This window comes from Pseudonocardia sp. 2-7 (genome assembly GCF_056341085.1).
Map to the genome: position 1 here is coordinate 4,380,714 of NZ_CP094507.1, position 17,996 is coordinate 4,398,709.

Genomic DNA, 17,996 nt, shown 5'->3' on the forward strand with positions numbered 1-17,996 from the left:
CTCCTGGTTCGACAACCCTGTCTTCCGCGTCGTCGCGCATCCTGTCATCCAGCGGTGCTACCAGTGGGTAACATGCGACCAGGACCACCCCGACGTGCGGGAACGGTCCTGGTCGTCGGGTGAGGGGGTCCCTCAGCGCCCGTGGCGGGCCTTGACGATCCCGACCAGCGTCTGCATCGTGCGCGCGGTCCGCCGGAAGCTGGTGACGACGATCGGCATCCCGAACCGCTGCCGGGCGATCGACTGGGCGCGGGTGAACTCGCGCAGGCCGTCGGCGCCGTGGATGCGTCCGAAGCCGGACTCCCCCACCCCGCCGAAGGGCAGCGACGGGATCCCGGCGAAGGAGATCACGCCGTTGATCGAGACCATCCCGCAGCGGAGCCGCTCGGCGATCTGCTCGCCGTGCTTCGCGGAGAACACGGTCGCGCCGAGGCCGTAGCCGGTGGCGTTGGCGCGGCGGACCGCCTCGTCGACGTCGGGCACCCGGTTGACCACGACCAGCGGGCCGAAGGTCTCCTCGGTGACCGCGACGGAGTCCTCGGGCACGTCGGCGATGACGACCGGCGAGATCGACCCGCCCTGGGCGGGCACCGACTCGGCGCCGCCGACGATCGCGCGGCCACCGCGCTCCAGGGCGTCGGTGACGTGCCGGCGCACGATCTCGGTCTGCGACGGCATCGTCATCGGCCCGAGGTCACCCTCGTTCGTGGCCGTGCCGACCTGCAGCTTCGACGCCGAGGCCCGCACCTTCTCCAGGAACCGGCCCGCGACGGACTCGACGACGTAGACCCGCTCCACCCCGACGCAGGTCTGGCCCGCGTTGGACATCCCGCCCCAGACGGCGGCGTCCGCGGCGGCGTCGAGGTCGGCGTCGGCGTCGACGATCAGCGGGTCCTTGCCGCCGCACTCCATGAGCACCGGAACCAGGTTCTCCGCGCAGGAGGCCATCACCCGGCGGCCGGTCGCGGCGGACCCGGTGAACGCGATCTTGCCGACGCCGGGGGCGCGGCACAGCTCGGCGCCGGTCGGCCCGAACCCGGTGACGACGGTCAGCAGCGGGTGGCGGCCCACCTCGGGAACGGCCTCGGCGAGCGTGCGGGCGATCTCGTGCCCGACGCCCGGGGTCAGCTCCGAGGGCTTGAACACCACGGTGTTGCCGGCGGCCAGCGCGTAGGCGATCGAGCCCATCGGGGTGAAGATCGGGTAGTTCCACGGCCCGATGACGCCGACGACGCCCAGCGGCCGGTACGCCACCGACGCCGCCTGATTCGCCATCAGCAGGCCCGGGGACACCGAACGCTTCCCGAGCACCTTCGCGGCGTTGGCCGAGGCCCAGTCCAGGTGGTCGATGGCGAGCACGACCTCGAGGCGGGCGTCGTCGAGCGGCTTGCCGGTCTCGGCGGCGACGACACCGGCAACCCGGTCGAGCTGCGCGACCAGCACCTTCTTCCAGGCCGCGAGCCGGCGACGGCGCTCGGCGAACCCGAGCCCGTCCCACCACACCCCGGCCTCGCCGGCGTCGCGGACGGCGGCACGCACGTGCTCGCCGTCGTGGACGGGGTAGCGGGCGAGCTCCTCCCCGGTGCGCGGGGAGAGGGACGCGAAGTCCCCCGAGGCGGGCACGGCGGCGGTCGTGCGGGCGGAGTCAGCGGCGGTGGCACTCACGCGGTCAGGCTAGACGCCGTGGCAGGGCCCGGCCGGGCCTGCGCTGGCCCGGCGGGGCCGCCTCAGAACAGGAGCAGGTCGTCGCGCGCCATCCCGCGCAGCGCGTCGTAGTCGACGGTCACGCAGCGGATCCCGCGGTCGACGGCCAGCGTGCGGGCCTGCGGCTTGATCTGCTGGGCCGCGAACACCCCGTGCACCGGCGCGAGCAGCGGGTCGCGGTTCATCAGCTCCAGGTACCGGGTGAGCTGCTCGACGCCGTCGATCTCGCCGCGGCGCTTCACCTCGACCGCGACGTGCGCGCCGTTCCCGTCGCGCAGCAGCAGGTCGACCGGGCCGACGGCGGTCATGTACTCGCGGCGGACCAGCGTGTGGCCCTCCCCGAAGGTCTCCGGGTGCGCGGCGAGCAGCTCCTGCAGGTGCGCCTCGACGCCGTCCTTGACCAGGCCGGGATCGACACCGAGCTCGTGGCTGGAGTCGTGCAGCACCTCGTCGATGGTGATGACCAGCGACTCGTCGGCCTTGTTCCGCACCGTCCACACGCCGGGCTCCTCGGTGAGCCAGCACGGTGGCGACATCCAGTTGAGCGGCTTGTAGGCGCGGTCGTCGGCGTGGATGCTCACCGAGCCGTCCCGCTTGACCAGCAGCAGACGGAGGGCCATGGGCAGGTGGGCGGTCAGCCGTCCGACGTAGTCCACCTGGCAGCGGGCGATGACGAGACGCACCCGGCTCACTGTAAGGCCGGGTGGATGGATCATCCTGGGCGGGTGATCGAGCAGACCTCGAGCCGCCGGGTGTACGCCAACGACTGGATGACCGTCCGGGAGGACGGCATCCGGCGTGCCGACGGCACCCGGGGGATCTACGGCGTCGTCGACAAGCCCACCTACGCCCTGGTGATCCCCCGCGACGACGACGGCCGTCTGCACCTGGTCGAGCAGTACCGCTACCCGGTGGGCGGCCGCCGCTGGGAGTTCCCGGCGGGCACCGCGCCCGACCGGGCCGACGTGGACCCGGCCGAGCTGGCGGTGCGCGAGCTCGTCGAGGAGACCGGGCTGGCCGCGGCGCGGATGACCCTGCTCGGCACGCTGGACTGCGCGCCGGGCATGTCCAGCCAGCGCGGTCACGTCTACCTCGCGACCGGGCTGACCGCGGGCCCGCCGCGCCGCGAGCACTCCGAGCAGGACATGCGCGCCGCCTGGTTCACCCCGGACGGGTTCGAGGCGATGGTCCGCCGCGGCGAGCTGACCGACGCCCAGTCGCTCGCCGCCTGGGCGCTGCTGATCCTGCACGACGCGCGGGCATGATCGGCGGGAGAGGAGCGCAGGACGCAGTGCACTGCCCTCGACGCTCCACTCCCGGCGATCACCCGGTGAGCACCGGCAGCGCCGCCACCCGGCTGAACCCGGGACGGGGCAGCCAGGTGACCTCCGCGGCCGGCACGGCGAGCCGCAGGCCGGGGAAGCGTTCGAACAGCATCCGGAAGGCCACCTCGCCCTCCTGCCGGGCCAGCGCGGCACCCAGGCAGTAGTGCGCGCCCTGCCCGAACCCGAGGTGTCCGTCGCCCCGCCCGGTCTCCCGGGCGACGTCGAGCTCGTCGGGCCGGTCGTAGGCGCGCGGGTCGTGGTTGGCCGGCAGCAGCCCGGCGATGACCGGGGTCCCGGCGGGCACGACGGTGCCGCCCAGCTCGACGTCGACGGTCGGGTACCGGAACTGGGTGAACTGCACCGGGCCGCGGGCGCGCATCAGCTCGTGCACCGCGCCCGGCCAGCCCGCCGGGTCGGCCCGCAGCGCGGCGAGCTGGTCCGGGGCGCCCAGCAGCGCCAGCACGCCGTTGGTGACCAGGTGCGCCGTCGTCTCGTGCCCGGCCATGACGATCGCGAAGATCATCGTGACCATCTCGCGGTCCGAGAGGCGGTCGCCGTCGTCGTCCTGGGCGGAGATCAGGGCGCTGACCAGGTCGTCGGCGGGCTCGGCCCGGCGGGCGTCGATGAGGGCGTGCACGTGGGCGATCGCCGCCCGCAGCGCGGGCCCGGTCCGCTCGCGGTCCATCGTGGTCAGCACCGCGCCCCATTCGTGCCACTGCGGGCGCTCGGGCCCGGGCACCCCGACGAGCTCGCAGATCACGGTGATCGGCAGCGGGTAGGCCAGCGCCTCCACCAGGTCCACCGGCGCGCCACCGGCCCCGGCGGCGGCCACGTCGTCGATCAGGGCGGCGGTGATCTCCTCCACCCGCGGGCGCAGCGCCGCCACCCGCTTCACCGTGAACGCGCGCGACACGAGCTTGCGCAGCCGGGTGTGCTCGTCGCCGTCGACGGTGAGGATGGTGCGCACCAGGTAGCCCGCGACGTCGTCGGGCACCCCCATCGTCGCCATGATCTTCTCGCGGATGTCCGGCCCGCCCGCGAGCGCCGGATCGGTCACGAACCGCGGGTCGGTCAGGACCGTGCGGACGTCGTCGTAGCGGGTGACGAGCACGGCGGGCGGGCTGCCCAGCATCGTCACGGTGGTGGTGGGCGCCTGCTCGCGCATCCGCCCGTAGGCGGTGTACGGGTCGGCGGTGACGGCCGGGTCCATCAGGTCCACGGCACTCGGTGCGGCCATCTCGGGGATCCTCTCCTCGCGCGCCCGGGTCAGCGGACGCGACGTCTCCACTCGTCGTCGATGTGGGCGACCAGTGGCCGGTACAGGGCGGCGACCTCCCCCGCGAGGTCCGCGGCGCGGGACGCGGGGGCGGGCCCGGCGAGCTGCCGGGCCAGGCCGTGCTCGATCAGTGCGGCGGTGCGCGCCGGGCCGGCCGGGGCGAACGCGCTCCCGGTGCCCTCGGCGAGGAAGTACCCCCAGGTCACCGCGCCCCAGGCGTGGATCTGCTCGTCGGCGGCGATGTCGTCGTCGACCAGGCGGGCCGCGCGCAGCAGCCGGAAGTGCTCGCGCACCACGGCGTCGCGGCGGCGCCCGAGCTCCCCGAGGGTCCCCGCGGCCTCGTGCGCGAGCCGGCCGAGCACCTCGGTGTCGCCGAGGTAGAGCACCCGGGCGACCTCGTCGGCGCGCAGCCGCTCGTAGAGCACGCGCGACATCCCCCAGGGCAGGGCGACGACGTGCTCGGCGAGCATCCGGTCGGCCAGCTCGGCGAACAGCCGCCGCTGCGACCGCAGCAGCACGGTGAGGAACAGCGCGTCCTTGCTGCGGACGTGCAGGTAGACGGTGCCCTTCCCGACGCCGGCGCGGCGCGCGACGTCCTCCACCGTGACCCGCCGGTAGCCCTGGCGGACCAGCAGCTCGGCCGCCGCGTCGAGCACCCGTTCCATCCGCGCCAGGTCCGCCCCGTCCCCGGCCGGCACCACTGCCGTCACGCCACCTCCCGACCTTGTGACCGGATCTACGAATCCGGTCATGCGGTCAGGCTAGCCCCGACGGGTCTCGGCGTCGAGGGTTTTCCGGGCTACCGTCGACCCATGCCCGACTACGAGCACCTGCTGGTCAAGCAGGACGGCGACACGGTCCGGATCACGATGAACCGCCCGCAGCGACGCAACTCCCTCACCGAGGACCACCTGCGCGAGCTGCTGGACGCCTTCGAGAGCGCCGGACGCAGCGACGCGACCGGGATCGTGCTCGCCGGGGAGGGCAAGGCCTTCTCCTCGGGCCACGACTTCGGCGACGTCGCCGCCCGCGACCTGGCGGGGGTCCGCTCCCTGCTGCGGCTGTGCACGACGGTCATGCGCACCGTGCAGGAGGTGCCGCAGGTCGTGATCGCCCGGGTCCACGCGACGGCCTGGGCCGCGGGCTGCCAGCTCGTCGCGTCCTGCGACCTCGCCGTCGCCGCGGAGTCCGCGACGTTCGCGCTGCCCGGCGGCAAGGGCGGCTGGTTCTGCCACACCCCGGCCGTCCCGGTCGCGCGGAACATCGGCCGCAAGCGGCTGATGGAGCTGGCCCTGACCGGGGACCCGATCGACGCGGCGACCGCCGCCGACTGGGGCCTGGTCAACTACGCCGTCCCCGACCACGACCTCGACGCCCGCGTGGACGAGCTGCTCGCCCGCGCGACCCGCGGGAGCCGGCTGTCCAAGGCCGTCGGCAAGCAGACCCTCTACGCCCAGCTCGACCGTCCCGAGGCCGACGCCTACAGTGTCGCGGCCGAGGTCATGGCGTCGATGTCGCAGTCCGGGGGCGCCCGCGAGGGCATGGCATCGTTCCTGGAGAAGCGGGCCCCGGAGTGGACCGACTGATCGACACCTAGGCTCGCGGGACCATGCAGATCCGCACCACCACCCGGCTGAGCCGGCGACGCCTGCTGGGGGCGGCCGCCGCCCTCGGCGGGACGGCGCTGGCCGGGCCGCTCGTGGGCGGCTGCGGGGGGCCGTCGGACCCGCTGTCCCGGCTCCGAGCCGGCGGCGACGTCGTCGTCGGGCTGTCCGGGGAGCGCCCGTTCGGCTACACCGACGGCTCCGGCCGGGCCACCGGGGAGAGCCCGGAGGTGGCCCGCGCGGTGGTCACCGGCCTCGGCGGCAGCGGCCTGGCCGCGGTCCAGACGAGGTTCGACCAGCTCGTCCCCGGCCTGCTCGACGGCCGCTTCGACGTCATCGCGGTCGGGCTGACGATCACCGCGCTGCGCTGCCAGCAGGTCGCGTTCTCCCGCCCCGACTACGTGGCGGGTACCGGCCTGGTGGTCCCGGCCGGGAACCCGCTGGGCGTCGCGACACTGGCCGGGGTCCGCCGGTCCGGGGCGACGCTGGCGGTGCTCGACGGCAGTGCCGAGCAGGAGTACGCGCTCGCGGCCGGCATCCGGGCCGAGCACATCGTCACCGTCGACTCGCAGGGCGCGCTGGTGCGCGAGGTCGCGAACGGCGGTGCGCAGGTGGGGGCGCTCACCCGCATCTCGCTGCTCGACGAGGTCCGCCGCAACGCGGGCATCGGTCTGGAGGTAACCGCCGCGTTCGCCCCCGAGGTGGCGGGACGACCGGTCGTCGGGGCAGGGGCGTTCGCGTTCCGCCCCGCCGACGGTGCCTTCCGCGACGAGTTCGACCGCGGGCTCACCGCGCTGCAGGACTCCGGGCGCTGGCTGGAGCTCGCCGCGCCGTTCGGGTTCACCGCGGCGAACCTGCCGCCACGCGACCTCACCGTCGACGAGCTCTGCGCCCGCACCCCCGACTCCTGAGCCGCGCGGCCGCCGGACTGGAATGATCCGGGCCATGGCGCTGCGCATCGCGGGTATCGACGTTCCCGGCCCGTCCGACCTGCTCTCCGGCGCGGCCTCCGTGGTCGAGGCGACCGGCGACCTCGCCGGGACCGTCGCCGGGCTGCCCGCCCGGGCCGGGGAGCTGCTGGAGGAGGTCGGCTCGCTGGTCGGCCGGATCGGCACGATCGCGACCCGCGCCGAGCAGCTGCTCGACCGGGTGGACGGCGTCGTCGACCGGGCCGAGGGGCTGATCGGGACCGTCGACACCGTCGCCGGGGAGGCGACCGGGCTCGTGGCCCGGGTCCGCCCGGTCGCGGAGCAGGCCGAGGCGCTCGTCGCCCGGGTCACCGGCGTCGCCGGGAACGCGGAGGAGCTGGTCGGGCGGGTCACCGGCGTCGCCGGGAACGCCGAGGAGCTGGTCGCGCGGGTCGGCGGGGTCGCCGACGAGGCCGACACCCTGGTCCGCAAGGTCACCACCGTGTCCGAGCAGGCCGACGGCCTGGTCCGCCGGGTCACCACCGTCTCCGACGAGGCGGGCGAGCTGGTCCGGCGCGTCACCACGGTGTCCGAGGAGGCGGGCGACCTGGTCCGGCGGGTCACCACGGTCTCGCAGAACGCCGAGGGCATCGTCGAGCAGGTGTCGGTGGTCACCGGGAACGCGAGCGGGCTGCTCGCGCGGGTCGACACCGTCACCGGCGAGGCGGGCGGGCTCATCCGGACCGTCGGCGAGATCAGCGAGCGCGCCGGCGGCCTCATCGGGCAGGTCGAGACCGTCACCACCGACGCGACCGGTGTCGTCACCGCGGCGAAGGCGGTGTCCGACCAGGCGGGCGAGGTCGTCGGGCAGGCCGCAGGCGCCAGCGAGCAGGCCGGTGAGCTGCTGGACCTCTACGGCCCGCTGGCCCGCCGGGCGGCCCCGCTGGCCCAGCGCTTCGTCGACGAGCTCTCCGAGGAGGAGGTGCGCGCCGCGATCCGGCTGGTGGACCAGCTGCCGAAGTTCACCGAGCACATGGAGGAGGACATCATGCCGATCCTCACGACGCTCGACCGTGTCGGGCCGGACGTGCACGAGCTCCTGGACGTGCTCAAGGAGGTCCGGCAGGCGATCATCGGGATCCCCGGCTTCAAGCTGCTGAGCCGCCGGGGCAGTGAGAAGGACGAGAGCTGACCCATCGGGAGGACGGGGCGTGGACCGGACCTGCGGCGAGCAGACGTTGTACGCACGGACCCTCGAGAGCAGCGCGACGTTCGGTCCGCGCCAGGGCCGTGAGGGCGTCTTCGGCCGCAACCGGCCGCTGGTGCACCTGGCGCTCGGCGTCGACGACCTGCGGATCAGCCGTGAGCACGGCCTCCTGCGCTTCGACGACGGCCGGTGGTGGGTGCACAACGGCGGCCGGACCGCGATCCGGCTGCCCTCGGGCACGGAGCTGCGCCCGGGCGATCCCCCGTGCCGCTGGCGGCCGGCTACACGCTGCTGACCGTGCTCGGCTCCCCCGGGCGCGAGCACGCCCTGGAGGTCCGGGTGAGCGGCCCGGAACCGGGTGGCACCGGCGCCCTCCCACCCGACGCGCACACCTACGAGCCCCCGGTCTGGCCGCTGGACCCCGACGAGCGCCGGGTCGTCGTACTGCTGGCCCGGCGCTATCTGCAGGGCGACTCCCGCCCCACGCCCCAGAGCTGGCGGCAGGTCGGGGAGGGCATGCAGGCGCTGGACCCGGAGGCGGGCTGGACCCACCGACGGGCCGAGCACACCGTGCGTGCGGTCCGCGAGCGGCTCTCCGCCGCGGGTGTCGCCGGGCTGCTCGCCGAGGAGGTGGAGCCGCCGGTCGGCAACGCGCTGAACGAGAACCTCGTCGCCGAGCTCGTCCGCAGCCGCTCAATCACCGCGGCCGACCTCGACGCATTGGACCGGGAGACGCCGTGAGCACGGTCCTGGTCCCGGGCGCCGTCGTCGCCGGGCGCTACACCGTCGGCGAGCGGCTCGGCGCCGGCGGGATGGGCGTCGTGCACCGGGCCCGGGACACCGTGCTGCAGCGCGACGTCGCGCTCAAGCAGGTCCTGCTGCCCGACGACGGCGACCCGGGCGGGTCCGACGGGGCCGGTCCGGCGGCGACCCGGCGGCTGCGCCGGGAGGCCGCGGTCGCCGCGCAGCTGCACCACGGCCGGATCGTCACCGTCTTCGACGTCCTGGAGCTCGACGGCGGCCCGCTGCTGGTCATGGAGTACGTGCCCGCGGAGAGCCTCGCGGCGCTGCTCCTCCGATCCGGACCGCTGCCGTCCGGCGTCGCCGCCCGGATCGGGGCGCAGGTGGCCGAGGCACTCGCGGCACTGCACGAGAACGGGATCGTGCACCGCGACGTCAAGCCCGCGAACGTCCTGGTCTCCGCCGACGGCCCGGTGAAGCTCACCGACTTCGGGATCGCGCTGATCCCCACCCGGCACGCGCACACGGTCGGAGCCCTGGGCACCCCCGCGTACTTCGCACCCGAGACCGCCCGCGGCGCGGACCCCGCCCCGCCCGCCGACGTCTACTCCCTCGGGGCCACGCTCCGGGTGCTGACCGAGGGCGAGCCACCCTACGGCTGGGCCGAGGACAGCCCGCTCGCGCTCATCCGGCGGATCGCCGAGGAGCCGGTACCGGCCCCGTCGGGCCGGGGGCCGGTACCGGAGCTGCTGACCACGATGACGGCCACCGACCCCGCGGCCCGGCCGACCGCGGCCGAGGCGGCACGGGCGCTGTGGGCGCTCGCCGACCGGCCCGAGCCGGTACCGGCCGCACCCGCGCCGGGCGACGGGTCCCCGACCCGTCCCGACGACGTCACCGCCGGGCCCGATCACGGCGTCGCGGACCCGCGGCCGCGACGACGCGGGGCCCTGCTGGTCGGCGCGGCCGTGGTGCTCGCCGGGGCCGCGGTCGTCGGCACGACCCTGGTGTTCCCCGGCGACCGGCCGGACACCACCGCCGCACCCGGCGGGTTCCCGGAGGCCGTACCGGCCCTGGCCGTCGGCGACCAGCGCACCGCCGATCCCTGCCTGGTGGACCCGGCCGTGCTGGCGCCGTGGGGTGCGCCGCAGACCGTCCCCGACCACGGCGGCTTCGCCTCCTGCGACGTCGACGCCTTCCGCGAGGGCACCGACACCGTGGGGGTGTCGGTCCGCTACCAGCAGCGCACCGACGACCCGCCCGACGGCGCACGGGAACGCCGCGGCGAGCTCACCGTGATCCGGCGCCCCGCCGAGGGCACCGACTGCGAGCGCTACCTGTGGCTGGCCAACGGCACCGTGGTGCAGGTGCAGAGCGGGTTCGCCCCGTCGGCCGCGGCACAGGCGGCCCCGGACCCGTGCGCCCCCGCCGAGGCGGCCGCGGCGTCGGCGGCGGCCACCCTGGCCCGCGGTGTGCCCCGCCGCACCCCGCCCACGTCGAGCGCACTGTGGGCCGCGGACGCGTGCACCCTGCTGCGTCCGGAGGACCTGACCGTGCTACCCGGGCCGAACCGCTCGGAGTTCTTCCGCGACGTGGCGGGCTGGCGGTGCGACTGGGACGCGGGCGACGCCGTCGACGCCCTGCAGATCACCCTGTCCTTCGACCGCTACGACGACCCGCGGGACACCGACGCCCGCCGGGGCCCGGGCACCGACACCTGGACACGCGCCGACGGCGACACCGCCTGCAACGCCGAGGTGCCCGTCCGGGACTTCGTCGGCACCAACGGGCGGCCCATGTCGGAGGTGTTGCGGGTCAAGACCGCCGAGGGCGGCCTCGGTACCGGCGAGCTGTGCGACCTGGCCGCCCGCCTCGCCGGTACCGCGCGCACGCGGCTGGGCTGACTCAGTCCAGACCCTGGGACCGCCGGATCAGGGTGACGATCTCGTCCATCATCCCGGTCAGCCGGAAGTTCTTCGGCGTGAAGACCGCCGCGACCCCGCCCTCGCGCAGCCGCTTCTCGTCCTCGGGCGGGATGATCCCGCCGACGACGACCGGCACCTCCCCGGCCCCGGCCTCGCGCAGCCCCCGCACGACCGCGGGCACGACCTCCAGGTGTGACCCGGACAGCACCGACAGCCCGACGGCGTGCACGCCCTCCTGGACCGCCGCCGCCACGATCTGCGACGGCGTCAGCCGGATCCCCTGGTAGACCACCTCGAACCCGACGTCGCGGGCGCGCACGGCGACCTGCTCGGCGCCGTTGGAGTGGCCGTCGAGGCCGGGCTTGCCGACCAGCATCCGCAGCCGCTGCCCCAGCTCGTCGCCGGTGGCGCGGACCCGCTCGCGGACCTCGGAGATCTCGGTGGCGCCCTCGCCGGACATGCTCGCCCCCGCCACTCCGGTCGGGGCCCGGAACTCCCCGAACACCTCGCGCAGCGCACCGGACCACTCGCCGGTGGTGACGCCCGCCTTCGCGCAGTCGATCGAGACCTGCATGAGGTTCTGCTCGGTCTTGGCCGCGTCGCGCAGCGCCCGCAGCGCCTCGTCGACGGCGTCCTGGTCCCGCGCGGCGCGCCACTCGCGGATCGCCTCGACCGCGGACCGCTCGGTCGCCGGGTCGACGGTGAAGATCGCGTCGGCGCCCTCGGCCTGCAGCGGGCTCGGCTCGGTCGTGTCGAACTTGTTGACCCCGACCACGACCTCGTCGCCGGACTCCAGCCGTCGACGGCGGGCGGCGAGGGAGTTGACCAGCTCGCCCTTCATGTAGCCGGACTCGACGGCCGCGACCGCGCCGCCCATCTCCTGCACCCGGTCGATCTCGGCGCGGGCGCCCTCGACGAGCTCGGACACCTTGGCCTCGACGACGCGGGAGCCGTCGAAGATGTCCTCGTACTCCAGCAGGTCGGTCTCGTAGGCCAGCACCTGCTGCATCCGCAGCGCCCACTGCTGGTCCCAGGGCCGCGGCAGGCCGAGCGCCTCGTTCCAGGCGGGCAGCTGGACCGCACGGGCCCGGGCGTCCTTGGACAGGGTGACGGCGAGCATCTCCAGCACGATGCGCTGGACGTTGTTCTCCGGCTGCGCCTCGGTCAGCCCCAGCGAGTTGACCTGCACGCCGTAGCGCAGGCGTCGCTGCTTGGGGTTCTGCACGCCGTAGCGCTCGAGGGTGATCTCGTCCCAGAGCCGGCCCAGCGCGCGGAGCTTGCACATCTCCTCGACGAACCGGATGCCGGCGTTGACGAAGAACGAGATGCGCCCGACGACGTCGCCGAACTTCTCCGGCGGCACCTGCCCGGAGTCGCGCACCGAGTCGAGGACGGCGATCGCCGTGGACAGCGCGTAGGCCAGCTCCTGCGTCGGCGTGGCCCCGGCCTCCTGCAGGTGGTAGCTGCAGATGTTGATCGGGTTCCACTTGGGGATCTCGCCGACCGACCAGGCGACCATGTCGGTGATCAGCCGCAGGCTGGGCCCGGGCGGGAACACGTAGGTGCCCCGCGACAGGTACTCCTTGACGATGTCGTTCTGGGTCGTCCCGGCCAGCTTCGCGCGGACCTCGGCGTAGTCCAGACCCGACTGCTCCGCCTGCTCCTCGGCGACGGCCACGTACAGCGCGAGCAGCCACATCGCCGGGGCGTTGATCGTCATCGAGGTGTTGGCCTCGGCGACCGGGATCCCCTCGAAGAGCGTGCGCATGTCACCGATGTGGCTGACCGGCACGCCGACCTTGCCGACCTCGCCCTTGGCGAGCTCGTCGTCCGGGTCGTAGCCGGTCTGGGTCGGGAGGTCGAAGGCCACGGACAGGCCCGTCTGCCCCTTGGCCAGGTTGCGGCGGTAGAGCTCGTTGGTCTTCTCCGCCGAGGAGTGACCGGCGTAGGTGCGGATCACCCACGGACGGTCGCGCTCACGATCGGTGGGGTACGGCACCGGAACCTCCGTGTCGTCGCGGGAGCACAGTCGGCACTGCCTGTGATGCGGACTGAGACTACTCGTCAGTAGCCGGCGACGGGCACGGAGTCGTCCCTCGTCACAGTCCTGCGTTCGGCAAAGTACGCGACGCGCGCGGGAAACCGAGCGCTGGATCGGTTCACCACCCGACCCCTCGGACAGGGCGCGTCGCCCGTCCGGGTGCGACCATCGGCGGATGGAGCTCGACCTGGTCCCGCGGCTCGGCGCCGTCATCGGCCTGGCGGTGGTGCTGCTGGTGCTCGGGCTGCTGCTGCGCTGGACCTACGGCCACCAGAAGCACCACGCGCTGCCCACCGACGACCCGGACGACCCGGTGGCCACCGGGCTGCTCACCGAGGTCTCCCGGGTACCGGGCCAGGAGGCCGCCCGCGTGCTGCGCGACCGGCTCCGCACCGAGGGCATCCGCGCGACGACCTCGCGCGCCGACGGCGGCGGCTGGGCGCTGCTCGTCTTCCCCCGCGACGTGAAGGACGCCCGCGTGGTGCTGAGCCGCCGCTCCCTGGACTGAGCGCTCAGTCCACCCGGTGGTAGCGGGCGTCGAGGAAGCAGAACACCCCGTAACAGGCGATCCCGACGCCCACCGCGACCAGCAGGAACACCCCGTAGGGCTGTTCGCGCAGCGTCTTGAGCGCCGAGTCCAGCCCGTTCGCGCGCTGCGGGTCGAAGGTCAGCGCGGCGACGCCCAGCAGGATGCCCAGCACACCGATCGCGATCCCCTTGGCGATGTACCCGGCCTGCCCGGTACGGGCGTTGATCCGCCGCAGCCGGGTGTCGGCGCCGCCGAGGTCCTGGTCCTCGGTGAACTTCTTCCGGTAGCCGTTCCAGGCCAGCACGCCGCCGCCGACCAGCACACCCAGCCCGATCAGCGCGGTGAGGATCTGGCCGCCCGGCAGGCCGAGCAGTCCGGCGGTCGCCCGCCCGCCGCCGCCGCTCGAGGCGCGCCCGCTGACCGCGGTGGTCGCCGCGGTGACGGCCAGCACGGCGTAGACGACCGCCTGTCCACCGGCGACGACCCGCTTCGCCGTCCGCTTCGTGCTGTCGCCGACGTAGTGGAAGCCCCACACCGCCGAGACCGTCCGCCACAGGACGACCGCGGCGAACCCGACCACCAGCACCCACAGCAACACCCGGCCGGCCGGCTCGGCGGCGATCGCCCCGAGGGCGCCGTTCTGGTCGGCCTGCCCGCCCGAGCCGAGCGCGATCTGGACGGCGAGCCACCCGATCAGCAGGTGCAGCACCCCGTTCGCGGCGATGCCGACCCGGGCGGCGACGCGCACCGGTGTCGAGTGCGCGGCGTCCCGCGCCCCGCGGCCCGCCTTGCGGCCGGCCTGCGAGACGTCCGCGGCATCGGGGGTGCTCACCATGACGGTCCTCCTCGTCGAGTCGACGCGAAGGGTGGCACGGCGCGGACCGGTCCGCCGGGCTGATGGGCCGTTCGGAGCAACGGCGAGGCGGCCCCCGGGCCGTGTCGCGCCGAGGGTTATCGCCCACCCCGGCCGGATCGCCGCCGGGTACCGGCGCCGCCACGGCGAGCCGCCGTCGGCGCCCCTGCGGGGCCGAGCGCCTACCGCTCCGGCTCACCCGCGACCCGCCGGATGTCGGCGCCGAGCGCGGACAGGTTCTCCACGAACCGCGGGTAGCCGCGGTCGATGTGCGCGACGTCCCAGACCTCGGTCGTGCCCCGTGCGCACAGCCCGGCCAGTACCAGCCCGGCGCCGGCCCGGATGTCGCTGGCCCACACCGGCGCGCTGGACAGCTCCGGCCGCCCCCGTACGACGGCGTGGTGCCCGTCGGTGCGGGCGTCCGCACCCAGGCGCACCATCTCGTCGACGAAGCGGAAGCGCGCCTCGAACACGTTCTCGGTGATCATCGACGTGCCCTCGGCGACGGCGGACAGCGCGATCGCCATCGGCTGCAGGTCCGTGGCGAAGCCCGGGTAGGGCAGCGTCACGAAGTCGACCGCCTCCGGGCGGCCGGGCATCGCGACCGAGAACTCCTGCTCGGCGGTGGTGATCTCGGCGCCCGCGCTGCGGAGCTTGTCGAGGACCAGGTCGATGTGGTGCGGGTCGACGCCGCGCACGGTGACCTCGCCCCGGGTCATGGCGGCCGCGAACGCCCAGGTCGCGCCGACGATCCGGTCCCCGATGACGCGGTGCGTGGTCGGCTGCAGCCCCGCGACGCCGTGCACGGTCAGCGTGGAGCTCCCGACGCCCTCGAGCTTCGCGCCCATCTGCTGCAGCATCACGCAGAGGTCGACGATCTCCGGCTCGCGGGCCGCGTTGTCGATCACGGTCGTGCCCTCGGCGAGCACCGCGGCCATCAGGATGTTCTCGGTCGCGCCGACGCTCGGGAAGTCCAGCCAGATCTGCGCGCCGTGCAGGTCGCCCGCCGTCGCGGTGACGCTGCCGTGCACGATGTCGGTGGTCGCGCCGAGCTTGCGCAGCCCGTTCTGGTGCATGTCCAGCGGCCGCGAACCGATCGCGTCCCCCCCGGGGAGCGGGACGACCGCCCGCCGGCAGCGCGCGACCAGCGGCCCGAGCACGCACACCGACGCGCGCAGCTTGGACACCGACCGGTAGTCGGCCTCCGCCCCGGGGTCGGCGGGCACGTCGATGTGCACGGTCGACCCCTCGATCGCGACCGTGCAGCCCAGGCTTCGCAGGACGTCGGCCATCAGCGGCACGTCCAGGATCTCCGGGCAGTTCTCGAGCGTCGTCCGTCCCTCGGCCAGCAGCGCCGCCGCCATGAGCTTGAGCACGCTGTTCTTCGCCCCGACGACGTCGACGGACCCGCTCAGCCGGGCCCCGCCGTTGACCGCGAAATGCTCCACCACGCCCGGAACGGTAACGGGACCGTCACCGCGCCGGATGCCCGCCCCGGACGGTCCTGACCCTTCGGACCGTCCGGCGCACCCCCGCATCTGGTCGCCGAGGCACCGGCGCCCCTAGCCTGTCGGGGTGGCGGTGCATCTCACGCGGATCTACACGAAGACCGGCGACGACGGTACGACGGCCCTGGGCGACTTCAGCCGGGTCCGGAAGACCGACGCCCGGCTGGCGGCCTACGCCGACACCGACGAGGCGAACGCCGCGATCGGGGTCGCCGTGACCGTCGGGGGACTCCCGGAGCGGATCGTCGACCCGCTGCGGCAGATCCAGAACGACCTGTTCGACGTCGGTGCCGACCTGTGCACCCCGATCCTCGAGAACCCCGAGTACCCGCCGCTGCGGGTCACCGAGGGCTATGTGACCCGGCTCGAGGGCTGGTGCGACGAGTTCAACCCCGAGCTGCCCAAGCTCAGCTCCTTCATCCTCCCCGGCGGCACCCCGGGCGCGGCGTACCTGCACGTCGCCCGGACCGTCACCCGGCGTGCCGAGCGGTCGGTGTGGGGCCTGCTGGAGGTCGACCGGGAGCACACCAACCCGCTGACCGCGCAGTACCTCAACCGGCTCTCGGACCTGCTGTTCATTCTCGGCCGGGTCGCGAACCCCGACGGCGACGTCCTGTGGCAGCCGGGCGGCCCGCACGGCGCCCCGACCGCGGACGCCTGACCGGACCCGCTCAGGTCAGCCCGCTCAGGTCGGCCCGCTCAGGACAGCACGGCCACCAGCAGCGCGACGACGGCGCCGCAGCCGAACGCCACGGCACGCCGCATCGCGGCGCCGCTGCGGCTCCGGCTGCGCTCCAGGTGGTCGCCGCGCTCGGCGACGGTGAGCGTGAGCGGGTGGCCGGCCGCGGCGGACAGCCGTACCCGGTCCCCGGACAGCCGGGCCTCCCCCACCACGGTGAGCCGGGAGCCCGGCTCGATCCGCCACTCGGTGCGCTCACGGGCCACCGTCGGGTCGACGAGGCGGAACAGGCCGAACTCGCGGCCCCCGCCGTCGTCGGTGACCCGGCGGCGCTCGGCGACCGGGATCTCGGTGTGCGCGTCACGGGGGTCGACCACGACCTCCGCGCCGCCGTCGGTCAGCCGGAACGGCCGCTCCCGCCGCTGCTCGGCGACGACCTGCCGTTCCTCCCGGTCGTCCCGGCCGCGGGAGAGCGCCTCCTCGACGAACCGGAACCAGACCGAGTCGACCCCGGTCAGCGGGGCCGGACGGGCCTCGTCGTCGAGCGGCTCGACGGTGCCGGACAGCGACACCACCTGGCGGAACGCCGGGGCGTCGAGCTCGTCACGGACGGACCCGGCCATGGCGACGAGCTCCGCGACCGTCACCGGGGTCGCGGCCAGGCCGCGCGTCCAGCGGGCGTGCCCGTCGCGGGCCTCGCGGAACGACGTCCACGCCAGCCAGCCGAGAATGCCCGCGAACGCCAGGAAGACCAGATCCACGACGGCAGCATAGAACGGACAGAACGGACGACAGGTCCGTAGAGCTACCGATCCGGCGAGGTCAGGACGCCTCGCGGTAGCCGTGCCCCTGCCCCGGCGGGGTGGACTCCAGCCAGGCCATGAAGCCGGTGCGGACGCCCGCCGACATCGCCAGCTCGACGTCGATGCCCCGGCCTGCGGCGTCGCGGCCGCGGCAGCGCAGCACCTCGACCGCCATCGGGATCGCGAACTCCTCCGACCGGTGCGGCGGCCGCCGGTCCACGATCTCCAGGTCGGCCCGGTCCATCACGACGGTCGCACCGATCCGGAAGCTGGTCAGGCGGTACCAGGCGAACCGCTCGCCCTCGTAGCGCCCGACGCCGAAGTGCCAGTCCGTGACAGCGAAACGGCGGCGCAGACACAGGTCCACACCGCCGTTGCGCATGAGTCGTACCCGCCGTACGGCGAGCCAGACCAGGGGGACGACCAGACACAGCAGCAGAACTCCGACGAACGCCGCGATGAGCTCCACTGCCGTGCCCGGTCCCCGTGCTAGTTCGCCTCGGCCGCCCGAAGGCGGGCCTCGGCCCGGGCGATCGCCGATTTGCCCTCGTCGGTGGACGAGTCGGCGCCGTCGCGCGCCCGCCGGGCCCGCTCGACGTCGATCTCGTCCGCCTGCTCGGCGAACTCGGCCAGGATGGACACCCGCTCCGCCGACACCGACAGGAACCCGCCGTGCACCGCGATGGTGCGCTTCGAGCCGTCGGTGGAGTCGATGCGGACGACCCCGGCCTCTTCCAGCTGGGCCAGCATCGGCTGGTGGCCGGGCAGGATGCCGACCTCGCCGACCGTGGTCCGGGCGAGCACGAAGCGTGCGTCGCCCGACCACAGCCGGCGCTCGACCGACACGAGCTCCACAGTCATCTCAGCAGGCATAGTCGAACTCCGCTGTCTCT

Annotated in this window: 19 protein-coding genes; 9 read left to right on the forward strand and 10 right to left on the reverse strand. The window is 74.4% G+C overall.

The window, feature by feature from the left end; translation table 11 throughout:
• Positions 1-132 precede the first annotated feature (132 nt).
• Both MTO91_RS21070 and nucS read right to left on the reverse strand, forming a co-directional pair.
• Positions 133-1,665, reverse strand: coding sequence for an aldehyde dehydrogenase family protein (locus MTO91_RS21070; RefSeq protein ID WP_476652451.1), 1,533 nt, complete (start codon positions 1,663-1,665; stop codon positions 133-135).
• A 62-nt stretch (positions 1,666-1,727) separates the two neighbouring features.
• Positions 1,728-2,387, reverse strand: coding sequence for an endonuclease NucS (gene nucS / locus MTO91_RS21075; RefSeq protein ID WP_251784096.1), 660 nt, complete (start codon positions 2,385-2,387; stop codon positions 1,728-1,730).
• Positions 2,388-2,432: 45 nt separating this feature from the next.
• Here nucS and MTO91_RS21080 point away from each other — a divergent pair, with 45 nt between their 5' ends.
• Positions 2,433-2,969, forward strand: a complete 537-nt coding sequence (locus MTO91_RS21080) for an NUDIX domain-containing protein (RefSeq protein WP_455752482.1) — start codon at positions 2,433-2,435, stop codon at positions 2,967-2,969.
• 58 nt (positions 2,970-3,027) lie between these two features.
• Here the strand turns inward: MTO91_RS21080 and MTO91_RS21085 are convergent, their stop codons facing one another.
• Both MTO91_RS21085 and MTO91_RS21090 read right to left on the reverse strand, forming a co-directional pair.
• Positions 3,028-4,266 (reverse strand): cytochrome P450 family protein, encoded by a 1,239-nt coding sequence (locus MTO91_RS21085; protein ID WP_476652452.1) that lies wholly within the window; start codon positions 4,264-4,266, stop codon positions 3,028-3,030.
• 29 nt (positions 4,267-4,295) lie between these two features.
• Entirely contained in the window at positions 4,296-5,015 is a 720-nt protein-coding gene (locus MTO91_RS21090) for a TetR/AcrR family transcriptional regulator (protein WP_346105469.1), read from the reverse strand.
• A 102-nt stretch (positions 5,016-5,117) separates the two neighbouring features.
• Between MTO91_RS21090 and MTO91_RS21095 the strand changes: the two genes are divergently transcribed.
• Genes MTO91_RS21095 through MTO91_RS21120 form a run of 6 tightly spaced genes read left to right on the forward strand, consistent with a single transcriptional unit; the run spans position 5,118 to position 10,669 of the window.
• On the forward strand, positions 5,118-5,891 hold the full coding sequence (locus tag MTO91_RS21095) for an enoyl-CoA hydratase-related protein (protein ID WP_476652454.1): 774 nt from the start codon (positions 5,118-5,120) through the stop codon (positions 5,889-5,891).
• A gap of 23 nt (positions 5,892-5,914) precedes the next feature.
• A complete protein-coding gene (locus MTO91_RS21100; protein WP_308816822.1) occupies positions 5,915-6,820 on the forward strand; it encodes a transporter substrate-binding domain-containing protein in 906 nt (301 codons plus the stop codon).
• Positions 6,821-6,854: 34 nt separating this feature from the next.
• On the forward strand, positions 6,855-8,009 hold the full coding sequence (locus tag MTO91_RS21105) for a hypothetical protein (RefSeq protein ID WP_476652456.1): 1,155 nt from the start codon (positions 6,855-6,857) through the stop codon (positions 8,007-8,009).
• 19 nt (positions 8,010-8,028) lie between these two features.
• Complete coding sequence (locus tag MTO91_RS21110) at positions 8,029-8,319, forward strand: FHA domain-containing protein (RefSeq protein ID WP_476652457.1); 291 nt, start codon at positions 8,029-8,031, stop codon at positions 8,317-8,319.
• Positions 8,289-8,765: a hypothetical protein gene (locus MTO91_RS21115; RefSeq protein ID WP_476652459.1), complete on the forward strand. Its 477-nt coding sequence runs from the start codon at positions 8,289-8,291 to the stop codon at positions 8,763-8,765. The genes MTO91_RS21110 and MTO91_RS21115 overlap by 31 nt, the downstream gene beginning before the upstream one ends.
• On the forward strand, positions 8,762-10,669 hold the full coding sequence (locus MTO91_RS21120; protein ID WP_476652461.1) for a serine/threonine-protein kinase: 1,908 nt from the start codon (positions 8,762-8,764) through the stop codon (positions 10,667-10,669). The genes MTO91_RS21115 and MTO91_RS21120 overlap by 4 nt, the downstream gene beginning before the upstream one ends.
• 1 nt (position 10,670) lies before the next feature.
• Here MTO91_RS21120 and MTO91_RS21125 read toward each other — a convergent pair whose 3' ends face one another.
• Positions 10,671-12,689, reverse strand: a complete 2,019-nt coding sequence (locus MTO91_RS21125; protein WP_062397343.1) for a protein meaA — start codon at positions 12,687-12,689, stop codon at positions 10,671-10,673.
• Between the two features lie 217 nt (positions 12,690-12,906).
• Here MTO91_RS21125 and MTO91_RS21130 point away from each other — a divergent pair, with 217 nt between their 5' ends.
• A complete protein-coding gene (locus MTO91_RS21130; RefSeq protein WP_476652463.1) occupies positions 12,907-13,239 on the forward strand; it encodes a hypothetical protein in 333 nt (110 codons plus the stop codon).
• A gap of 4 nt (positions 13,240-13,243) precedes the next feature.
• Here MTO91_RS21130 and MTO91_RS21135 read toward each other — a convergent pair whose 3' ends face one another.
• A complete protein-coding gene (locus MTO91_RS21135; RefSeq protein ID WP_476652464.1) occupies positions 13,244-14,092 on the reverse strand; it encodes a DUF1206 domain-containing protein in 849 nt (282 codons plus the stop codon).
• 203 nt (positions 14,093-14,295) lie between these two features.
• Positions 14,296-15,564, reverse strand: coding sequence for a UDP-N-acetylglucosamine 1-carboxyvinyltransferase (murA, locus tag MTO91_RS21140; RefSeq protein ID WP_062397349.1), 1,269 nt, complete (start codon positions 15,562-15,564; stop codon positions 14,296-14,298).
• A 124-nt stretch (positions 15,565-15,688) separates the two neighbouring features.
• Between murA and MTO91_RS21145 the strand changes: the two genes are divergently transcribed.
• Complete coding sequence (locus MTO91_RS21145) at positions 15,689-16,282, forward strand: cob(I)yrinic acid a,c-diamide adenosyltransferase (protein WP_405415377.1); 594 nt, start codon at positions 15,689-15,691, stop codon at positions 16,280-16,282.
• A 38-nt stretch (positions 16,283-16,320) separates the two neighbouring features.
• Here the strand turns inward: MTO91_RS21145 and MTO91_RS21150 are convergent, their stop codons facing one another.
• From MTO91_RS21150 to MTO91_RS21160, 3 genes are all read right to left on the reverse strand, one after another.
• Positions 16,321-17,061 carry a GIDE domain-containing protein gene (locus MTO91_RS21150; RefSeq protein WP_476652466.1) on the reverse strand — a complete coding sequence of 247 codons (741 nt, stop codon included), beginning with the start codon at positions 17,059-17,061 and terminating at the stop codon, positions 16,321-16,323.
• Positions 17,062-17,122: 61 nt separating this feature from the next.
• The gene (locus tag MTO91_RS21155) at positions 17,123-17,572 is read right to left on the reverse strand and encodes a DUF2550 domain-containing protein (RefSeq protein ID WP_062397354.1); all 450 of its coding nucleotides are present in this window, start codon (positions 17,570-17,572) and stop codon (positions 17,123-17,125) included.
• 20 nt (positions 17,573-17,592) lie between these two features.
• Positions 17,593-17,964 (reverse strand): F0F1 ATP synthase subunit epsilon, encoded by a 372-nt coding sequence (locus tag MTO91_RS21160; RefSeq protein WP_020621465.1) that lies wholly within the window; start codon positions 17,962-17,964, stop codon positions 17,593-17,595.
• Between the last annotated feature and the right edge of the window lie 32 nt (positions 17,965-17,996).

Excerpts from the sequence above, each read along its gene's own strand:
- MTO91_RS21085 (WP_476652452.1), bottom strand. The coding sequence starts at position 4,266 with ATGGCCGCACCGAGTGCCGTGGACCTGATGGACCCGGCCGTCACCGCC.
- MTO91_RS21095 (WP_476652454.1), top strand. The coding sequence starts at position 5,118 with ATGCCCGACTACGAGCACCTGCTGGTCAAGCAGGACGGCGACACGGTC.
- MTO91_RS21100 (WP_308816822.1), top strand. The coding sequence starts at position 5,915 with ATGCAGATCCGCACCACCACCCGGCTGAGCCGGCGACGCCTGCTGGGG.
- MTO91_RS21105 (WP_476652456.1), top strand. The coding sequence starts at position 6,855 with ATGGCGCTGCGCATCGCGGGTATCGACGTTCCCGGCCCGTCCGACCTG.
- MTO91_RS21130 (WP_476652463.1), top strand. The coding sequence starts at position 12,907 with ATGGAGCTCGACCTGGTCCCGCGGCTCGGCGCCGTCATCGGCCTGGCG.
- MTO91_RS21160 (WP_020621465.1), bottom strand. The coding sequence starts at position 17,964 with ATGACTGTGGAGCTCGTGTCGGTCGAGCGCCGGCTGTGGTCGGGCGAC.